The sequence below is a fragment of the Cetobacterium sp. genome (assembly GCF_977044495.1).
Map to the genome: position 1 here is coordinate 1 of NZ_CDRRQU010000041.1, position 19,501 is coordinate 19,501.

The window sequence follows — 19,501 nt, forward strand, 5'->3', positions numbered from 1 at the left end:
AGAAAGCTTAAGTGAAGCTTATAGGTATGGTGAAGAATTTATATACTTAGTTCCAATTGACAAAAAAATATATGAAAGATTTGGATTTTCCTATATTTCAATGCTTTCAAAGTATAAATTAGACTTTTCTGCATTGAGTGATTTAAAAAAAGAGTTTAGAATTGAAAGAATACAAAACGAAAATTATGAACAAACTCTTTTAATAAAATTAAAAGAGTTTTATAAAGAGGTTTCTAAAGAGTATTATATAAAAGTAGCAAGAGAAGAAGAGGATTATAGAAAAATATTATCAGAAGTCTTTGCGGAAAACGGATCAGTTTATATCAGTTATGATATTTTAGGAAAAATAAATGGGTATATGAGTCTTATAAAACCTAAAAATATATATGTAAAAGAACTTTTATTTAAAGATAAGAGTTCTTTAGAAGGAATGTTATCCATTTTATATGGATATAAAGATTATTATAAAAAAATTGAAATTATTTTACCTGAAAATGTATATTTAGAGGATTATTTAAATAGTGAAAGAACGGTGGAAAAGAATATAGAAAATAAAGTTCAAGCTAGAATAGTATGTGTGGAGAAAGCCTTAAAAAGAATAAGTAAAGAGTTAAAAGAAGGCGAAGAGCTTAAAATATATATACAAGATCGATATATAGAGAAAAATACAGGAATTTTTAAAATTAATAAATGTGAAGTCAAAAAGATTGAGGGAGAATTTGATTTAAGTTTAAGCATAAAAGATTTAACAACACTAGTTTATGGTTTTAGAGATTATAAATCTTTAAAAAAAATAGAAAGTTTTTATATAAAAAATAAGGATATTGAACAAATCTTAAGTAGAATATTTATGAGAAGGATAAACTACTTTAATCAAGATTTTTAAAATATAGATAGTTAAGGAGGGACCATGGGAAGTAGATTGGAGTATGTCGAGAAACATTCAGGAAGTTTAGAAGACTTTATAAGAAAAAATTCGGAATATTACTTAGAAAGTTGGAAAAGCGGGAAAATTAAATTTAATTTTGCAGCATTTCTATTTGAAACACTGTGGTTTGCTTATAGAAAAATGTATAAGAGTGCAGTTGCACTTTTAATTTTACATATTGCGATAAATGTAATAACAATTTTATTTTTATTAAAAACTAAATTTTTTATGGCTGGAACAATTATAGCATTAGTTATTAGAGTGTATATTGGTTTTAAAGCTAATGATTTTTATTTTATAAAGGCAGAAAAAGTTCTTGAAAGACGTAATTTCGAACCTGAAAATAATGATTGTGGAACAAGTATACTAGGAGTGGTAATAATAATATCGATAGCAATTGTGTTTCAAGTGTTATTAGATTTTTATTTAAGAGTTACTTATCAAATTTAAAAACAGCTGAATTTTTCAGCTGTTTTTTTATCTATTTTTTCATATAGAAAATTACATTCATACTTGCAGTGATATCAATATCATTTGGAACTGTCAAAGGAATTGGAGTATCGTCAGCTTTAAGTGAGGAGTTTAACATAAAAGGTATAGGTCTAGGTATTGAATAATTTAAGTTAATATTCTTTGGAGAAATCTTGAAATTATCCATACCTGCAATTAAAGAAGCCTTGTATTTGGCATTCTCATAAGCTAATTTATATGCTTTATCCTCAAGTTCCTTTTTATCGGCAATAAAGAAGCTAATCTCTCCAATGTTATTGACTCCACCATTGTTAAGGGCAGTAAGAACAATACCAGCTTTTTCTAAATCATTGCTAGTAATTAGAATTTGATTTCTAACAAAATATTTCATCTCCCCATCTTTTACATTATAATCATTTCTATAATTTAGAGAGTAATTTTCAGTTTTTATATTATTTTCTTTTAAACCATTTTGTTTAAGTAAATCGATAGCTTTATTAACTATATTCACATTTTCGCTAATAGCTGTTTGTGAATTTTTGTTTGCTGTCTCAACAGTAGCAACTATACTAAAAGTATCAGGCTTTCCAGACACAGTTCCTGTCCCAGTGACGGAGATTGTAGGTGTTTCATCAGCTAAAGTAAAGGCTGAAGTTAAAAGAAGTAAAGTTCCAATTGTTTTTTTCATAAAATCCTCCTAGAATTTTTTCAAAATTAAAGTCTCTAGAGAAAGTTTAGGTACATAGTGTGTATTATTCTCCACATCTCTATGATACTTTAAATTGTCAATATTACCCTTAGTTAAAACAACTTTATCAGTCGATTTTCCTAAGGCTATTAGAATTTGAGGGGTATAAGTGTTCGTATCTAAATCAAGAGTTTGTGAAATATCTAATTTATTGAAAGCTCCAATTAAACATCCACTAAAACCTAGTTCGGTGGCTTTTAAAAGAATATTTTGGCATGCAATTCCAAGATCAATACCTAAAGTTATAGGTGACAATAGATTTTCTTTGAGAGTACTGATAAGAATATATGCTTTGGGACCCTCTTCTGAAGTTGGACTCCAAGGGATAGCTCCCGCCCAAGCTGTATGTGGAAAAATTTTATGACATAAAGCTTGTGATGCAACAAGGGTATATCTAAGCGTTTGACTATTTTTAGCGGATCCACCTAGATGGGCAGCATTGACCAAATCTTCTAAAGTTTCAATTTCAATTTCTGTAGAATCGAAAGTTCTGTGAGAGCGAGTCTTGATTAGCAGTTCGTTTAACATAAAAAACCTCCTCAAATATTTTAAGATAATACTACTTTATAAATACTAAAAAGTCAACGCCTTAAGAGGAAAAAGTAGACAATTTTTGAAAGTTATTATAAAATAAGTTATTATTTTTACAAAGTAGGGAGGGAAATTTCATGAATTTTATATATGACAGAAAGAAGGCTGCAGTAGTTTATAAAGATAAAGAATACTCATACTATGAGCTTATAAAGATGGCAAAAATATACTCAAGTTTGATGAAAATAGAAAAAGAAGACAGAGTAGCTATTTTTATGGAAAATAGACCAGAATATATGGGAGCTGTATTAGGGATATGGGATAAGAAGGGAACTTGTACAAATTTAGATGCTAGCTATAACGTAGATCAGTTGATGTATGTTTTTAAAGACTCTTATCCTAAATATATAATTACTTCCAATGAAAATATAGAGCTTGTAAAAAAAGCAAAAGAAAATACAAATTCAGATATATGTATATTAAATGTTGATGAGATAGATATAACAAAAGAGATAGATATTGAAAATGTAGGAATTGAATACTTGGAAAAGGATGCGGTAGCAGTCATGTTATATACATCTGGAACAACTGGAAATCCTAAAGGAGTAATGCTGACTTTTGACAATATAATGTCTAATGTAGACGCTATAGAGGAGATAAATATGGCAACTTCCAACGATAGGTTATTAGCACTGTTACCATTTCATCATATATTACCACTAGTCCTTACAGTATTACTACCATTAAGATTTGGATGTTTAGTTGTTATTTTGGATGAATTATCATCAGAAGCTATAAAGAGAAGTTTGCAAAAATATAAAATAACTATTGTGATAGGTGTTCCAAGAGTTTGGGAGATGTTTCATAAAGGAATTAAGGGAAAGATTAAAGAAAATACTTTGAGCTTTAAACTTTTCAACATATGTAAAACTTTAAATATAATGCCTTTAAACAGAATTATTTTTAAAAAGATTCAAACTGCATTTGGAGGAAATATAAGATTTTTAGTTTCGGGTGGTGCTAAGTTAGATCAAGAAATATGTGAGGATTTCAACACGTTTGGATTTGATATGCTAGAGGGATATGGTCTGACAGAGACGTCACCGATTATAGCTTTTAATAGACCTAACAATATTGTGCCCGGAACTGTTGGGACTCCGTTACCAGGGATTAAAGTTAAATTGGAAGAGGATGGAGAAATTGTTGTTAAAGGTCGAAATGTTATGAAAGGATATTACAATAAACCTGAAGCAACAGCTGAAGCAATAGATAGTGAAGGATGGTTTCATACGGGAGATTTAGGAGAGTTTGACGGAGATCATCTAAAAATAATTGGTAGAAAAAAAGAGATGATAGTTTTATCAAATGGTAAAAATATTAATCCATCAGACATTGAAGCTGAAATTATAAAAGGAACAAATTTAATTCAAGAAGTAGCTGTAACAGAGGATGAAAAACACTTAATAGCAATTATCTATCCTGATTTTAAAGTGTTGGAAGAGAAAAAAATTGCTAATGCTAAGGAAGCTATAAAATGGGAAGTTATAGATAAATATAATATAACAGCACCAAAATATAAAAAAATATTAGATATTGTTATAGTGAAAGAGGAGTTACCAAAAACAAAACTTGGAAAACTTAGAAGATTTATGTTAAAAGATTTAATAAAGGGTAATAATTTCGCTAAAGAATCTCAAGAGGGAATGGTATCAGAAAAAGAGAGCGAAAAAAGAGTCTCTACATCTAAAGAGATTAATACGCAAGAGTTTAAAGCAATTTCAAAATTTATTGAAACTCTTCATGATGAGATAGAAATAATTCCTGAGTCACATTTAGAGATTGACTTGGGATTAGATTCGCTAGATATAGTAGAAATAATTGCATTTATTCAAAATACATTCAGAGTTGATATTTCAGAAGAAGATTTCTCAAGAATAAAAACGGTAGAAGCTCTTTGTCAGTATGTGAGAGAAAAAGGTGGAAAGTTTGAAGAAAAAGAGATTAATTGGAAAAAAATATTTGAAGAACCAGTTGATTTAAAAATGCCTACTTCAAAATATACTGTTCCGATAACTACAATATTAAAACCTTTGTTTAGTCAGTATATAAAATTAGAAAAAAATATAGATAGATTAGATAAAACATCACCTGTTATATATGTAGGAAACCATCAAAGTATGTTAGATGCTTTTGCATTTGGACAGGCATTGCCAAAAGATTTATTAAAAAATACATATTTTTTAGCAGTAAATATACACTTTGAAGGTAAAATAAAAAAACATTTGGCAGAGAATGGAAATATTATTTTAATAGATGTCAATAAAAATTTGAAAGAAACATTACAGATAGCGGCTAAAGTTTTAAAAGAAGGAAAAAATCTAGTTATATTTCCAGAAGGCGCGAGAACTAGAGATGGAGAGTTGCAAGATTTCAAAAAAACATTTGCGATATTATCAAAAGAGCTGGAGATTCCAGTTGTTCCATTCGCAATAAAAGGAGCTTATGATTTGATGCCATACGGAAAAGGGGTTCCAAAATCTGGGAAAATGAGTATCACAATTCTTGACAAGGTTTTGCCTGAAAACAGATCGGTAGAGGATATTGTAAAAGTAACTAGGGACTCGATAGAAAAAAATATAAATAACTAAAAAAGGAGCTGGGATATTTTGATATGCCAGCTTTTTACTTATTTCATAATATTGAAATAATAACGCAATTATGCTATAATCATTTGATGATTAAAAAAACACCTGTAATAATTTGGGAGGAAAAATTGGAATTTGTAAAAGATCACAATAAAACAGCAATATTTTATGAGGGGAAAGAGTATTCATATAAAGAATTGATTGCTGGTGCTAAAGAGTATGCATCACTTTTAGAATTGGAAAAAGAAGAGAAGGCAGTAATATTCATGGAGAATAGACCAGAATTATTGTATGCTTTTTTGGGAATCTGGGATAAAAAGGGAACGTGTGTTTGCTTAGATTCAGCTTCGAAAGTTTCAGAGTTTGAATATTTTATAGAGGATTGTACCCCTAAATATATATTTGTTTCAAATAGTACTTATGATATAGCTAAAGAGGCGATTGATATCTCAGGAGTAAAGACCACAGTTTTAAATGTTGATAAAATAGATTTATCAAAAGCTGATAAAGAGGGAGTAATTTATGCTCCAAATAAAGAGGCTATAGCTTTAATTTTATATACATCAGGAACAACTGGAAGTCCAAAGGGAGTAATGCTAACATTTGATAACATTTTGGTGAACATAGAAGGATTGAATAAGTATAAAATGTACGAATCAACAGATAGAGTTTTAGCACTATTACCGATGCACCATATATTTCCACTTTTAGGATCTGGAATAGTACCTTTACAACAGGGAGCGACAATAGCTTTTTTAAAAGAGTTATCATCACAAGCAATGGTAGATGCTTTAAAAAACTATAAAATAACTATGATGATAGGAGTACCAAGACTGTGGGAAATGCTTCATAAAAAAATAATGGAAAAAATAAATTCAAATAAAGTTATAAAAACTTTATTCAAAATGTGTGAAAAACTTGATAATAAAGAATTAAGTAAAAAAATATTTAAAAAAGTTCATGAGGGGTTTGGAGGAAATATAAGATTTTTTGTGTCGGGAGGATCAAAATTGAATCCTGAAGTTTCAAGAGATTTCAAAACTTTAGGAATAGATGTGTGTGAAGGGTATGGGCTTACAGAGACAGCACCAATGATTTCTTTTACACCAATAAATCAAGTAGTACCTGGATCAGCCGGAAAAATAATGGATGGAGTTCAAGTAAAAATAGCGGAAGATGGAGAGATTTTAGCCAAGGGTAGAAATTTAATGAAAGGTTATTATAATAAACCTGAAGCTACGGCAGAAGTTATAGATTCGGAAGGATGGTTTCATACGGGAGATTTGGGTGAATTAAAAAATGATTATCTATTTATCACAGGAAGAAAGAAAGAGATGATAGTTTTATCTAATGGAAAAAATATAAATCCTGTAGAAATTGAACAGTTCATTTTATCCAAAACAGACTTGATAGAAGAAATGGTTGTAATAGAGTACAACACTTTACTTACGGCGGTAATTTATCCTAACTTTACAAAGGTAAAAGAACACAGAGTTACTAATATAGTGGAAACTTTAAAAGCCGGAGTAATAGATAAATATAACAGTTCTACACCAAACTATAAAAAGATTTTAGATTTAAAGATAATACAACAGGAGTTACCAAAGACAAAGATAGGGAAGATAAGAAGATTTATGGTTCCAAGTCTTTTAGATGGAAAGATGGAGGAAGAAAAAGAGGAAAATACTCCAAAGTTTGAAGAATATAGAATTATTTCAGATTATTTAATTAATTTGAAGGGAAAAAAAGTTTTATCAACAGCACATTTAGAATTAGACTTAGGATTAGACTCTTTAGATTTAGTTGAATTTGTGAGTTTTATCGAAAGTAGTTTTGGTGTTACTTTAACTGAGGAAATTTTAATAGAAAACCCAACAGTTCTTAAGATTGCAGAATACTTAAGGGAAAATGCGACAAGTTTGGAAGTAAAAGATATAGATTGGAAAAAGATATTAGAGAAAGATAATTTTGAAGAGTTACCAAAGTCTAATTATATAGGGAAAATAGTAAAGTTATTATTTAAGCCATTATTTTCATTGTACATAAAAATAGAGAAGGAAGGGTTAGAAAATTCTAAAGTGACGAACCCAACAGTATTCATAGGAAACCATCAAAGTTTTTTAGACGGTTTTATAGTGACTCAAAGTATGGACAATAGAACTTTGAACAATACATATTTTTTAGCAAAAGTGATACATTTTAGAAAAGGAGTTATGAGTTATTTAGGAGAAAATTCAAATATTATTTTAATTGATATCAATAAAAATTTAGCAGAAACATTACAGAGTGCAGCAACAGCTTTAAGACAAGGAAAAAATATAGTTATATTTCCTGAGGGAACAAGAAGTAGAGATGGAGAGATGAAAGAATTTAAAAAATTCTATGGAATACTAGCTAAAGAATTGGATGCAGATATAGTTCCTTTTGGAATAAAAGGAGCATTTAATCTATTCCCAGCTCATAGAAAAATACCAAAGGCTGGAACAGTAAAAATCAAATTTTTTCCTAAGATTTCTACAAAAACAATGTCAGTTGAAGAGATTGTAAAAAATAATTTTGTTGAAATAAAAAAATGGGTAGATAAGAAATAAAAAAAGGTTGCTGAAAAAGCAACCTTTTTTACGCTGTTAAATTGAAAGCATAGCACCAAGAGGTTGTCCACCTAGAAGGTGAAAATGTAAGTGAAACACCTCCTGTCCTCCATGAGTGTTACAATTTGTAATCACTCTATATCCATCTTTAGAAATATGCAAGTCTTCAGCGATATTCTTAATAGCTAAGTACATAGCAGTTAAATATTCAGAGTCCTCAGCAGTTATATCATTCAGAGTTGGAATCTCCTTTTTAGGAACAACTAAAATATGAATTGGGGCTTGAGGATTTATGTCCTTAAAAGCTATGACTTTATCATTTTCAAAAACGATATTAGCTGGAATTTCTCTATTTATAATTTTAGTAAATATAGTAGCCATTATATTTTACTCCTTTAAAGAAGATTAAAGTTCGATAGCTTGGATTCTTGTTAAATGTCTTCCACCTAAAAATTCAGTTTTTAAGAATTCATCTACAATTTCAAGAGCTAAAACATCTCCGATAATTCTTGCACCAAGTGCAAGAATATTAGCATTGTTATGCTCTCTAGTCAATTTAGCCATAGTAGTATTTGAACATAAAGCCGCTCTTATTCCTTTAAATCTATTTGCTGCAATTGAAATTCCGATTCCAGTACCACAGATAAGAATACCGTAATCTGCTTCTTTTTTAAGGATAGAATTAGCGACATCTTTTGCGTAAATTGGATAATCAACTGATTCAGCAGAATAACATCCTTTATCTAAAACTTCAAATCCTTTATTTTCTAAGTGTTTCTTAACAATTTCTTTTAAAGCAAATCCACCATGATCTGCACCTAAAGCTATTTTCATCTATTTGTACTCCTTAATTCTTATAGTGGTAATTAGTCTTCAAAACCATCGAAGTGAGGATGTCCATGTTCAATTTCCTCTTCTGTAGCGTCTCTAACATTGGAAACTGTAACTTCAAATTTTAAATCTTTACCTGCAAATGGATGATTTCCATCAGCTGTAACAACATCATCTTCAATTTTTGTGATAATAAATGATTGCTCAGAACCATCATCCATGTCAGCAATAAAGTCAAGTCCTTCATAGATATCGTCAAACTCAACAAATTCAGATTTTTCCATATCAACGATTAACTCCTCGTCATATTCTCCGTATCCTTCTTCTGGAGTTAATTCAATAGTAGTAGTATATCCTTTCTCTTTCCCTTCCAAAGCCTCTTCAATAGCTGGAACAAAATTTCCAAATCCATGGATATAGAAAAATGGTCCTACCTCTTGTGTATCCTCTAAAAGTTCTCCGTTGTTTTTGTCGTAAACCTTAAATTCAAGTGTTACTACTTTTCCTTCTTCTATCTTCATATAAAACACCTCACTAAAATCCCTATATAAAATAGGGTTATTTGACACTTTAAAGCATAACATAAAATACAAGAAATTTCATTAAAAATCTTAAATTATTTAAAAAAACTCATATTTTTTCTAACCACAAGACAATTTTCTTTGGTTGTTAATTTTTCTAAGAGGTAAAAAGCTAAATTGATGGCAGTGGCAGGTCCTGAAGAAGTGATAATATTATCAGATATTACAATATCTTCCTTAATAGGAATAGCACCATATTTTTCTAGCTGTTTGAAATATCTTTCATTATCTAAAAGATAGGTAGTAGCAGGAATATTTTTCAAATATCCATGAATTCCAATTGCTAAAGCTCCTGTACAAATTCCAATTATAATTTTTTTATTCGAAATAAAATGATTTAACAAGGAATTTAAGGTTTCTGATTGAATATCAATAAAGAATCCGGCGTGACCAAATCCACCAGGTATTATCAAAGCATAAAATTCATCTAAATCAATATGAGTTTTTGATATATTGACTTCAGGGATAATTTTTAAATTCCAAGTAGCGTTAACTTTATCATGAATAGCACAAACTGTGGGGAAAATTTTTCTATCTCCAACAATATTATTCCAACCAAAAACATCAATAAATGGTGATAACTCAAGGTTTTCAAAGCCGTTAGATACAAAGATTAAAATTTTTTGCATAAATTTTGTACTCCCTTTCAAAAAATGGTTGACTTAATTTCCAAAAAGCTCTACAATATCTCGTATTTTAAAAGAAATTAATAATGTAAATTATATATTATTTTATAACTTTTTGATATCATTTTTAAGAACAAAATTTATTAAATAAGGAGGTAAGATGACTAAATTAAATCAATATCAAACACCCATATTCTCGACACTGAAGGACGTATACGCGAAAAGAGATATAATTCCTTTCCATGTTCCAGGGCATAAGAGAGGAAAGGGAATGGATAAAGAGTTTTATGACTTTATGGGACCAAATCCTTTCTCAATTGATGTAACTATTTTTAAAATGGTTGATGGATTACATAATCCAAAGAGTTGTATAAAAGAAGCACAAGAGTTAGCAGCTGACGCTTATGGAGTAAAGAAAACCTTTTTTGCTGTGAATGGAACATCAGGAGCGATTCAAGCTATGATTATGTCTGTAGTAAAACCAGGAGAGAAAATATTAGTCCCTAGAAATGTACATAAATCGGTTTCTGGTGGAATTATATTGAGTGGATCAGTTCCGGTATATATGAATCCTGAAGTAGATGATGAATTGGGGATAGCTCATGGAGTCAGACCAGAAGTTGTTGAAAATATGCTTAAACAGAATCCAGATGCAAAAGCTGTATTAATCATTAATCCAACATATTATGGAGCAGCAACTGATATCAAAAAGATTGCAGATATAGTTCATAGTTATGATATTCCTTTAATAGTTGATGAGGCACATGGGGCTCACTTACACTTCCATGAGGAATTACCAATATCAGCAATAGATGCAGGAGCGGATATTTGCTGTCAAAGTACTCATAAAATAATTGGAGCAATGACACAGATGTCAATGCTACATGTAAATTCAACAAGAGTAGATGTAAATAGAATACAGCAAATACTGAGTATTTTACATACTACATCCCCTTCGTACCCATTGATGGCATCGCTAGATTGTGCGAGAAGACAGATAGCTACTGAAGGAAGAGAGTTATTAACAAAGACTTTAAAATTAGCGAGAGATTTGAGAGCAGAAATCAATAAAATTCCAGGGATTTTTTCTTTTGGAAAAGAGATTGTGGGAAGATATGGAATACATGATTTTGATGAGACAAAACTTTCTATATCAGCGAGAGAATTGGGATTGACAGGATTTGAATTGGAAACTTTACTTATTGATGATTATAATATTCAAGTTGAACTATCAGATTTCTATAATGTATTGGGATTGATTACATTAGGGGATGATGAGATAAGTACAGGTAAATTACTTGAAGCATTAAAAGACATTAGTAAAAGATTTTTTGGTAAAGGAAAGAAAATTGGTGAATCAGTTGGAAAGATGCCAACTATACCAGAATCTATTTTAATTCCAAGAGAGGCTTTTTATAGTGAAAATAATAGAATTAAGTTTTTAGAAAGTGAAGGAAAAATTTGTGCTGAAATGATTATGGCATATCCACCAGGTATTCCAGTTATTTATCCAGGAGAAAGAATAACGAAAGATATAATAATGTATATTCAAAATTTAAAGGCAGCAAAACTTCATGTCCAAGGAATGGAAGATTCAGAATTAGAATATATTAAAATTATAGAAGAAGAGGATGCAGTATATTTATATACTGAAAAAATGAAAAATAAAATGTTTGCTGTACCTATGAACCTAGGAGCGAATAAAGCAGGTATTGAATTTGGACCGGAAGTTTTAGAGGAATATTTCCCAGATACATTCGGTGAAATGACTTATATAGATATTGAAAAGCAAAGAGAGAATTTTAATGAATGGTCATTAAAATATAAAAATACAATACTTAATACTTGTGAAAAGTTAGCAGTTGCAGTAAATGAAGCTGTAAGAGATGGATATAGACCAATAACTATTGGTGGAGATCACTCGATAGCACTTGGATCAATATCAGGGGTAGCGTTAGAAAAAGAAGTTGGAGTAATATGGATTGATGCTCACGGAGATATGAATACTGATGAAACAACAATGTCGGGAAATATTCATGGAATGCCATTAGCACTTTTACAAGGAGCTGGAGATAGGGATTTAGTAAATTGTTTCTATGAAGGAGCTAAGATTGACAGCAAAAATGTTGTGATTTTAGGGGCAAGGGACTTGGATGTAAAAGAAAGAGATGTTATTGAAGAGTTGGGAGTAAAAGTAATTCCTTACGATGAAGTTGTTCATAAAGGATTAGATAATGTTTTAGACGAGATAAAAGACTACTTAAAAATCGATAATATCCATATAAGTTTTGATGTGGATTCAGTTGATCCAGAGTTCGCTCCAGGGGTAAGTACACCAGTTAGAAATGGATTCACTCCAGAAGAAATGTTCAAAACATTTAGATTTTTATTTAAAAATTACTCTATAACATCAGTAGATATAGTAGAATACAATCCAGTAAATGATAAAAATGAAAAAACTATGAATTTTGTAAATGATTTAACGGAGTTTGTATTAAATCCAAACGTATAGGGGATATAGAGGTGTGAGATGAAGAAGGCGGTATTAGCTAATTTAGAGCAAAGTTATTCAACATATAGTAAAAGTTTTAAAAAAATTGTAGACTTTATAAAACACAATCAGAGTATAGTGTCATTTATTTCAATAAATGAGTTAGCTAAAGAGACAGGAACGAGTCCAGCTACAATAACGAGATTTTCTAAAAGTTTAGGTTTTAAAGGTTATCCAGACTTTCAAAGAGTTTTTCAAAAGGATGTTGAGATATCCACTTCTCAAATGAAAGAGTTTAGAGAAGAGATTGACTCAATGTCGGGAGATGGGATTTTAGCGGAAATTATAACTACTAACATAGAACTTTTAGAGGAAATAGATACTGTGGCCATAGAGGAGCAACTGGAAAAAGCTATGGATATGATAAAAACTAGCAGAAAATTATATATACTAGGTGCAAGAGGATCATATGCTTTAGCATATTACTTATATTTTATGCTAAAAGAGTTGAGAGAGGATGTAGAACTAATGATATCAGGAGCATCTGATTTTACAGATAAGCTTTTATATTCAAGTCCAGATGACGTGTTATTCACAATATCATTTCATCCATATACAAACTTTACTTGTCAAGTAACTGAATTTTTTAAAGAGCAAGGAAATAGAATAATTACTATGACTGATAAAAGAGATTCTGTATTAGGTAATATATCTGATTTAGTAATCACAACCAAGAATGGAGGAAAAGCATATACTTTTGTTCCTGGAATAATAATTTTAAATGCATTACTTTTAAAATTTGGAAAGCAAAATAAAGAAGAAAGTATTGAAAAATTAGATAAACTAAAGAAAATAACGGATAGATTTAACATCTATCAAAGATAAAAAAGAGAGCCGAAGCTCTCTTTTTTTTATCTTTGATATTTTAACTTTAAGAATAGATTATCTAAATTTCTCAATATAAGACCAATTAAAAGTAAAGGAAATAAGTAGAACTTTGCTGAATAATCTACTATAGAGTTATTATTAGTTCTTTTTTTTTCTAACATTTTTCTTTTATTCACCCCTTTTATTTACAAAAGTAATTATATACCACTTTTTCTATTTATGCAAGAAATAAAAAATACTTGTTTTGACAGATGAATTATGATAGAATGTCTAATCAAAAAGTGTTTTCGATTGAATAGAGAAATACTAAAAAATGGAATACATTAACAAGGAGAAAAAAATGAGTGAAAATTTAGAAAAAAGATATGGTTTTTCAGTTGCTTTTTCAATGGTTGTAGGAATTGTTATCGGAATTGGAATTTTCTTTAAAGCTGGTCAAATTTTATTGGCAGCTAATATGAATCCAAAGATTGCTATTGCAGCTTGGATACTTGGGGGTGTTATATCGATATTATCAGGACTTACAGCAGCAGAAGTTGGAGCAGCTATACCTGAAACAGGTGGAATGATTGCGTGGATTAAGAAAATTTATGGTAAAAGAATAGCTTTTTTAGTTGGATGGGCTCAGCTAATAATATATTTTCCAGCCTTAATAGGATTGATTGCATATTACTTTGCAGTCTTCACAGGAAATTTTTTAAATATAGAGTCAACTAATACGACATTTTTAGCTGTAACAGCATTTATAGCAATATCTTTTTTATTTGCAATAAATATATTTACAAAAAATGTTGGTGGAAAGATCCAGACATTGGCTACAGCTGCTAAGATTGTTCCACTTTTATTAATAACTATATTCGGTTTTTTATCCGATAATAATCCATCTGAAATATTTTATATGACAGAGGTGACAAAAGAAGCCACATCTTCATCACCATTAGTTTTATTGGGATTAGCTTTAGTACCAATTATGTTTGCTTTTGATGGTTGGATATATGTTGGAACAATTGCAGGAGATTTAAAAAATGTAAAAAAAGATCTCCCTAAGGCAATTATTTTAGGATTGGGATTCATAGCAATATTTTATGTGGCATTAAATTTAGCATTGTTAAATGTATTCCCAGCAGAGGAGATTGTAAAAGTTGGAATGTTTGGAGTAGCAACAAAATTATTTGGACCAATGGGAGCTAAATTTATATTCTTGGGAATCATGATATCAGCTTTTGGAGGATTGAATGGTATGACCTTGGCATCGACGAGGATACCGTATACTTTAGCAATAGAAGGACATTTGCCAAAGAAAGAGTTTTTCGCCAAAATAGATGATAAGCATAGACAACCAATAAATTCTTCTGTGGTTATGTACCTATTATCGGTTTTCTTTTTAGTTGCAATGATTATAACTGGAGACCCTGATGTATATGGAGATATTCCAGTAGCATTATTTTGGTTATTCTATTGTTTGGTATTTTTAGGGTTATTTATTTTAAGAAAAAATGAACCAAATTTAGAAAGACCATTTAAAGTTCCATTTTATCCAGTAGTGCCAATACTTGCATTGCTAGGAGGAGCATCAATATTTATCTATGCAGCTATAGCTAATCCAACATATATGGCAATATCAGTGGTACTGACATTGACGGGGCTTTTTGTCTATAGAGAAAATTAATAAAAAATTAAGAGGGGTTGCTAGAAAGCGACCCCCTTTTTATTTTATATAAATGTTAAACCTAACATAATAATAATTCCAGAGTAAATTGTGATAATAACGCCATACCCCATAATATCTTTTGCACCTAGTTTAGCGATTCCTAGAGCAGGAAGAGCCCAGAAAGGTTGAATCATATTGGTCCATGCATCTCCCCAAGCTATAGCCATTCCTGTCCTCGCCGCAGAAACTCCAAGTTCTACACTTGCAGGCATCATAATAGGAGCTTGAACAGCCCATTGCCCGCCTCCAGATGGAACAAAAAAGTTAACAATTCCAGCACTTAAAAAGGTTAAACTTGGGAATGAAAGAGCTGTAGATGAACTTATAAAACTTTGTGATATAATTCCGGCTAAAGAAGCACCGTCACTGTTTGCTCCGATCATCATTCCCATGATGCCAGCATAAAAAGGGAATTGTAATATGATTCCCGCTGCTCCTTTACAAGCATTCCCAAAAGCTAATAGTAAATTTTTGGGAGTCTTATGAGCGATTATAGCAGTAACTAAAAATATCATATTTACAATATTGAGATTCAAATCAAAACCTTTTTGAAAAAAATATCCAATTATATATGTATATCCAAGAATTCCAATAAGAATATTGACAATGGGACTATTTTCGATTTTATCTGCGGGAGTCATCTCTGTTTTATCAAAAGTTACAGGCGAAATATCATCCTCCAAAAGAGCTGGATTAACTTGAAAAACATCTTTTTTGTTTTTAGGATGCATAGCAGCATTTAATAGAGGGAGTGTAAATAGTAAAACCAAAAGAATAATTAAATTATAAGATGAAAATAAGGTTTGAGAAGTAGTAATTCCTTTATCTAAAGCTCCTGCTGTAGCCTTAGATAAATTTCCAGAAGCTAGAGTGAGAGGAATTGAACCTGAAATTCCACCATGCCACAGTAAAAATCCAGAGTAGACAGAGGCAATAAGAAGACGATAGTCTACACCGCTTACTTTTTTAGCTATCTCTTTAGCGTAGATAGCACCGATAACAAGCCCAAATCCCCAGTTCAAAATACAAGCTAATCCAGATATAAAAGTGACGTAAATAATAGATTGTACTGGAGATTTTGGTAAGTTGGAAAGACTATTCAAAATTTTTTTAAAAAATGGGGCTGTTGCTAAGGTATAACCTGTGACAAGAACCATAACCATTTGCATAGAAAAAGCTAGGAGAGACCAAACACCATTTCCCCAGTGCATAGCAATTTGGAAAGGTGATTGTTTAGTTAGGAAACTTGCGGCAATAAAAACGATAAATGTAAGAATAGCTGCGAAAAGAAAAGCATCAGGGAGATATTTTTGCATTATTGTAACACAAAGTTGGGTAAATTTTTCGAAAATATTAAATTGTTTATTATTTATTGTTTTATTCAACACTTAAACCTCCAATATTTTATTTAAAAAAGCAAAGGAAAGAAAATATCCTTTGCTTTAAATTGATAACTTTTAAGGGTTATTTTTCAGCTTTAACTTTTTTAATCTCTTCAACTAAGTAAGTTGCTGTTTTTCCCAGATCAGTTACTAATCCTAAATCTGCTACTCCAAAAATAGGTGCCGCCTTGTCTTTATTTATAGCTATTATATATTCTGACTCTTCCATTCCAGCTAAATGCTGTATTGCTCCAGATATTCCAAACGCAAAATAAACATCAGGTCTAACTGTTTTTCCTGTTTGTCCAACTTGTCTGTCATGATTAACTATTCCAGCATCAACCAGTGCTCTAGAGGCTGCTGCTACTCCACCAAGCTCATTAGCAAGAAGTTCTAAATTGTCAAATCCACCTTGAGCTCCAACTCCTCTTCCTCCAGAAACTAGTATTTTAGCTTCTGTAATATCTACTTTTGCTTTTGCTTCTTTTATTATATTTAAAACTTTAACTTTCATTTTTGAATGGTCAAAATTAACTTTAAACTCTGTGATTTTTCCCTCTCTATTTTCATCTTTTGCTAATCTCATCATAACCCCTGGTCTAACTGTTGACATCTGAGGTCTATGGTCAGGACATATGATTGTAGCCATTAAGTTTCCACCAAAAGCTGGTCTTGTCATTAGAAATTCTCTATTTTCTCCAATTTCTAACATTGTACAATCAGCTGTCAGTCCCGTTTCGATTCTAGATGAAATTCTAGGTCCTAAATCTCTTCCCAGTGTAGTTGCCCCTATTAATACAATTTCAGGTTTTCTTTCGTTGATAACGGCTGAAAATGCTTGAGTATAAGCTTCAGTATCATAAATTGCTAACTCTTTTGAATCTATAACTATGACTTCATCTGCACCGTAGGCAACTAAATCTTTAGCTAAATTTTGAATATTATATCCTAAAAGAACTACCACAACTTTTTCATTAAGTGACTTAGCTAACTCCTTTCCTTTACCGATTAACTCTAATCCAACATTTTGTAGTACTCCCTCTCTTTGCTCAGCAAAAACAAGGATCCCTCTATATTCATTTAAATTCATGATACACTCCTTCTTTAAAATTTTAGATTATAAATTTTTCCTTTAGTTTTTCAATAATGATTTTTGCTGCTTCTTGAGGGTCAACTTCATAGAGCTGTCCAACTGCTTTAATACCTTTAGTAAATGATTTTTTAACCTTTGTTGGAGACCCTTTAAGTCCTAATTTTTCCTCATTAATACCGGATAGTCTGTCTACTCCCCAAACTTCAACCTCTTTATTATAGGCTTCCACTATATTTTTTACATTCATATACCTAGGTTTATTCGCTTCAGCTAAAATTGTCATTAAACATGGTATTTGAACTTGAAGTAACATATACCCATCTTCAGTAGCTCTTTTTACTTCAAATGTATCCTTTCCATCAAATTTAATATCATTTACATATGTAATTTGTGGGAGATTTAAAAACTCAGCTATTTGAGGACCAACCTGTGCAGTGTCTCCATCTATCGCTTGTCTTCCAGCGATAATCAAATCATAATCTAACTCTTTTAAAGCTGCTGATATCGCGTAAGATGTAGCTAATGTATCAGCTCCAGCAAACTTTCTATCAGTTAAAAGTATCGCTCTATCAACACCCATAGCAATAGCTTCTCTCAAAGCTGAATCAGCTTGTGGAGGTCCCATTGTTATAGCAGTAACGTGTGCACCAAATTTATCTTTTAATTTTAATGCTTCCTCTAATCCAGCTTTATCATCTGGATTTATAATACTTGGTACTCCATCTCTAATAAGAGTTCCTTTAACAGGGTCTAATCTAATCTCCGTAGTATCAGGTACTTGTTTTATACACACAACTATTTTCATTCTGTTTAATCCTCCCAATTTATTTTAGTAATGATGCTGCAATAACCATTCTTTGAACTTCGGAAGTTCCTTCATAAATCTCGGTAATTTTGGCATCTCTCATCATTCTTTCAACCGGATACTCTCTTGTATATCCATAGCCTCCATGAAGTTGAACAGCTTTTACAGTTACCTCCATAGCTGTTTCAGCAGCAAATAGCTTTGCTGTGGCAGCTTCAACAGAGTAACTCTCCTTTTTAGATTTTTTCCAAGCAGCTTTGTAAACTAGGAGTTTACTAGCTTCAATTTTTGCATACATATCAGCAATTTGAAACTGTGTATTTTGAAACTGAGCTATAGTTTTTCCAAATTGTTTTCTCTCTTTTATATATTTAATAGTTTCATCTAAAGCACCAACAGCAATACCAAGCGCTTGAGCAGCAATTCCAATTCTTCCACCATCAAGAGTCATCATAGCGATTTTAAATCCTTTTCCTAAAGCACCAATTAAATTTTCTTTCGGAATTCTACAATCTTCAAATATTAACTCACAAGTAGCAGAGCCTTTGATTCCAAGTTTTTTCTCTTTTTTACCCACAGAAAATCCAGGAGAGTCAGCTTCAACTATAAAAGTGGAAATCCCTTTTAGACCAGCAGATTTATCAGTCATAGCAAATATGATATAGACATGGGCATACCCAGCATTTGTTATAAATATTTTAGAGCCATTTAGTACCCATTCATTAGTGTTTTCATCAAACCAAGCGGTAGTTTGCTGACCAGCTGCATCAGTACCGGCATTTGGTTCAGTTAAACCAAAAGCACCAATCCATTCACCGGAAGCCATTTTAGGAAGATATTTTTGTTTTTGTTCCTCGGTTCCAAATTCTAAAATAGGAGCAACTCCTAAAGAAGTGTGAGCAGAAAGAATAACACCAGTAGTTCCACAAACTTTTGAAAGCTCTTCAACAGCCATAGTGTACATAATTTGGTCCCCACCAGCACCACCGTATTGAGTGGGGATAACAATTCCCATGAGACCAGCTTTACTCATTTTTTCAACAGTTTCAACTGGGAATCTCTCTTCCTCATCAATTTCAGCAGCAAGAGGTTTAACTTCATTTTCAGCAAAAGCTGTTATCATTTGCTTAAAAAGTTCTTGCGATTTAGTTAATGTAAAATCCATTTATTTCCTCCTAA

The 19,501-nt window shown here is 31.1% G+C and carries 18 protein-coding genes; 7 read left to right on the forward strand and 11 right to left on the reverse strand.

Features of this window, described 5'->3' with window-relative positions; translation table 11 throughout:
* The coding region (locus ACWI69_RS09505; RefSeq protein WP_448821603.1) for a sterol carrier protein domain-containing protein at window positions 1-886 on the forward strand (886 nt) is incomplete at its 5' end.
* Window positions 887-910: 24 nt separating this feature from the next.
* The gene (locus tag ACWI69_RS09510; RefSeq protein ID WP_448821604.1) at window positions 911-1,378 is read left to right on the forward strand and encodes a DUF2628 domain-containing protein; all 468 of its coding nucleotides are present in this window, start codon (window positions 911-913) and stop codon (window positions 1,376-1,378) included.
* A 31-nt stretch (window positions 1,379-1,409) separates the two neighbouring features.
* On the opposite strand, the gene ACWI69_RS09515 is transcribed toward ACWI69_RS09510, so the two are convergent.
* Both ACWI69_RS09515 and ACWI69_RS09520 read right to left on the reverse strand, forming a co-directional pair.
* Window positions 1,410-2,087, reverse strand: a complete 678-nt coding sequence (locus ACWI69_RS09515; protein ID WP_448821605.1) for an SIMPL domain-containing protein — start codon at window positions 2,085-2,087, stop codon at window positions 1,410-1,412.
* 9 nt (window positions 2,088-2,096) lie between these two features.
* Window positions 2,097-2,675 carry a nitroreductase family protein gene (locus tag ACWI69_RS09520; protein ID WP_448821606.1) on the reverse strand — a complete coding sequence of 193 codons (579 nt, stop codon included), beginning with the start codon at window positions 2,673-2,675 and terminating at the stop codon, window positions 2,097-2,099.
* A gap of 140 nt (window positions 2,676-2,815) precedes the next feature.
* On the opposite strand from ACWI69_RS09520, the gene ACWI69_RS09525 reads away from it, so the two are divergent.
* Both ACWI69_RS09525 and ACWI69_RS09530 read left to right on the forward strand, forming a co-directional pair.
* Window positions 2,816-5,326 (forward strand): AMP-binding protein, encoded by a 2,511-nt coding sequence (locus tag ACWI69_RS09525; RefSeq protein ID WP_448821607.1) that lies wholly within the window; start codon window positions 2,816-2,818, stop codon window positions 5,324-5,326.
* Window positions 5,327-5,451: 125 nt separating this feature from the next.
* On the forward strand, window positions 5,452-7,914 hold the full coding sequence (locus tag ACWI69_RS09530) for an AMP-binding protein (RefSeq protein WP_448821608.1): 2,463 nt from the start codon (window positions 5,452-5,454) through the stop codon (window positions 7,912-7,914).
* A gap of 36 nt (window positions 7,915-7,950) precedes the next feature.
* Here ACWI69_RS09530 and ACWI69_RS09535 read toward each other — a convergent pair whose 3' ends face one another.
* The 4 genes from ACWI69_RS09535 to ACWI69_RS09550 all read right to left on the reverse strand — a co-directional run bounded on the left by ACWI69_RS09535 (window position 7,951) and on the right by ACWI69_RS09550 (window position 9,955).
* Window positions 7,951-8,295 carry a histidine triad nucleotide-binding protein gene (locus ACWI69_RS09535; protein WP_448821609.1) on the reverse strand — a complete coding sequence of 115 codons (345 nt, stop codon included), beginning with the start codon at window positions 8,293-8,295 and terminating at the stop codon, window positions 7,951-7,953.
* 24 nt (window positions 8,296-8,319) lie between these two features.
* Complete coding sequence (gene rpiB / locus ACWI69_RS09540; protein WP_448821610.1) at window positions 8,320-8,748, reverse strand: ribose 5-phosphate isomerase B; 429 nt, start codon at window positions 8,746-8,748, stop codon at window positions 8,320-8,322.
* A gap of 32 nt (window positions 8,749-8,780) precedes the next feature.
* On the reverse strand, window positions 8,781-9,266 hold the full coding sequence (locus ACWI69_RS09545) for an FKBP-type peptidyl-prolyl cis-trans isomerase (RefSeq protein WP_448821611.1): 486 nt from the start codon (window positions 9,264-9,266) through the stop codon (window positions 8,781-8,783).
* A 95-nt stretch (window positions 9,267-9,361) separates the two neighbouring features.
* A complete protein-coding gene (locus ACWI69_RS09550; RefSeq protein WP_448821612.1) occupies window positions 9,362-9,955 on the reverse strand; it encodes a DJ-1/PfpI family protein in 594 nt (197 codons plus the stop codon).
* A gap of 157 nt (window positions 9,956-10,112) precedes the next feature.
* Here ACWI69_RS09550 and ACWI69_RS09555 point away from each other — a divergent pair, with 157 nt between their 5' ends.
* Together ACWI69_RS09555 and ACWI69_RS09560 are read left to right on the forward strand one after the other, a co-directional pair.
* Window positions 10,113-12,464 (forward strand): aminotransferase class I/II-fold pyridoxal phosphate-dependent enzyme, encoded by a 2,352-nt coding sequence (locus ACWI69_RS09555; RefSeq protein WP_448821613.1) that lies wholly within the window; start codon window positions 10,113-10,115, stop codon window positions 12,462-12,464.
* Window positions 12,465-12,482: 18 nt separating this feature from the next.
* On the forward strand, window positions 12,483-13,328 hold the full coding sequence (locus tag ACWI69_RS09560) for a MurR/RpiR family transcriptional regulator (protein WP_448821614.1): 846 nt from the start codon (window positions 12,483-12,485) through the stop codon (window positions 13,326-13,328).
* A gap of 26 nt (window positions 13,329-13,354) precedes the next feature.
* On the opposite strand, the gene ACWI69_RS09565 is transcribed toward ACWI69_RS09560, so the two are convergent.
* Window positions 13,355-13,507 (reverse strand): hypothetical protein, encoded by a 153-nt coding sequence (locus ACWI69_RS09565; protein ID WP_448821615.1) that lies wholly within the window; start codon window positions 13,505-13,507, stop codon window positions 13,355-13,357.
* Window positions 13,508-13,671: 164 nt separating this feature from the next.
* On the opposite strand from ACWI69_RS09565, the gene ACWI69_RS09570 reads away from it, so the two are divergent.
* On the forward strand, window positions 13,672-15,000 hold the full coding sequence (locus tag ACWI69_RS09570) for an APC family permease (RefSeq protein ID WP_448821616.1): 1,329 nt from the start codon (window positions 13,672-13,674) through the stop codon (window positions 14,998-15,000).
* Between the two features lie 44 nt (window positions 15,001-15,044).
* Here the strand turns inward: ACWI69_RS09570 and ACWI69_RS09575 are convergent, their stop codons facing one another.
* The 4 genes from ACWI69_RS09575 to ACWI69_RS09590 all read right to left on the reverse strand — a co-directional run bounded on the left by ACWI69_RS09575 (window position 15,045) and on the right by ACWI69_RS09590 (window position 19,487).
* Window positions 15,045-16,427, reverse strand: a complete 1,383-nt coding sequence (locus tag ACWI69_RS09575; RefSeq protein ID WP_448821617.1) for a short-chain fatty acid transporter — start codon at window positions 16,425-16,427, stop codon at window positions 15,045-15,047.
* 79 nt (window positions 16,428-16,506) lie between these two features.
* Window positions 16,507-17,514, reverse strand: a complete 1,008-nt coding sequence (locus tag ACWI69_RS09580; protein WP_448821618.1) for an electron transfer flavoprotein subunit alpha/FixB family protein — start codon at window positions 17,512-17,514, stop codon at window positions 16,507-16,509.
* 22 nt (window positions 17,515-17,536) lie between these two features.
* Window positions 17,537-18,322, reverse strand: coding sequence for an electron transfer flavoprotein subunit beta (locus ACWI69_RS09585; RefSeq protein WP_448821619.1), 786 nt, complete (start codon window positions 18,320-18,322; stop codon window positions 17,537-17,539).
* 19 nt (window positions 18,323-18,341) lie between these two features.
* Entirely contained in the window at window positions 18,342-19,487 is a 1,146-nt protein-coding gene (locus ACWI69_RS09590) for an acyl-CoA dehydrogenase (protein WP_448821620.1), read from the reverse strand.
* Between the last annotated feature and the right edge of the window lie 14 nt (window positions 19,488-19,501).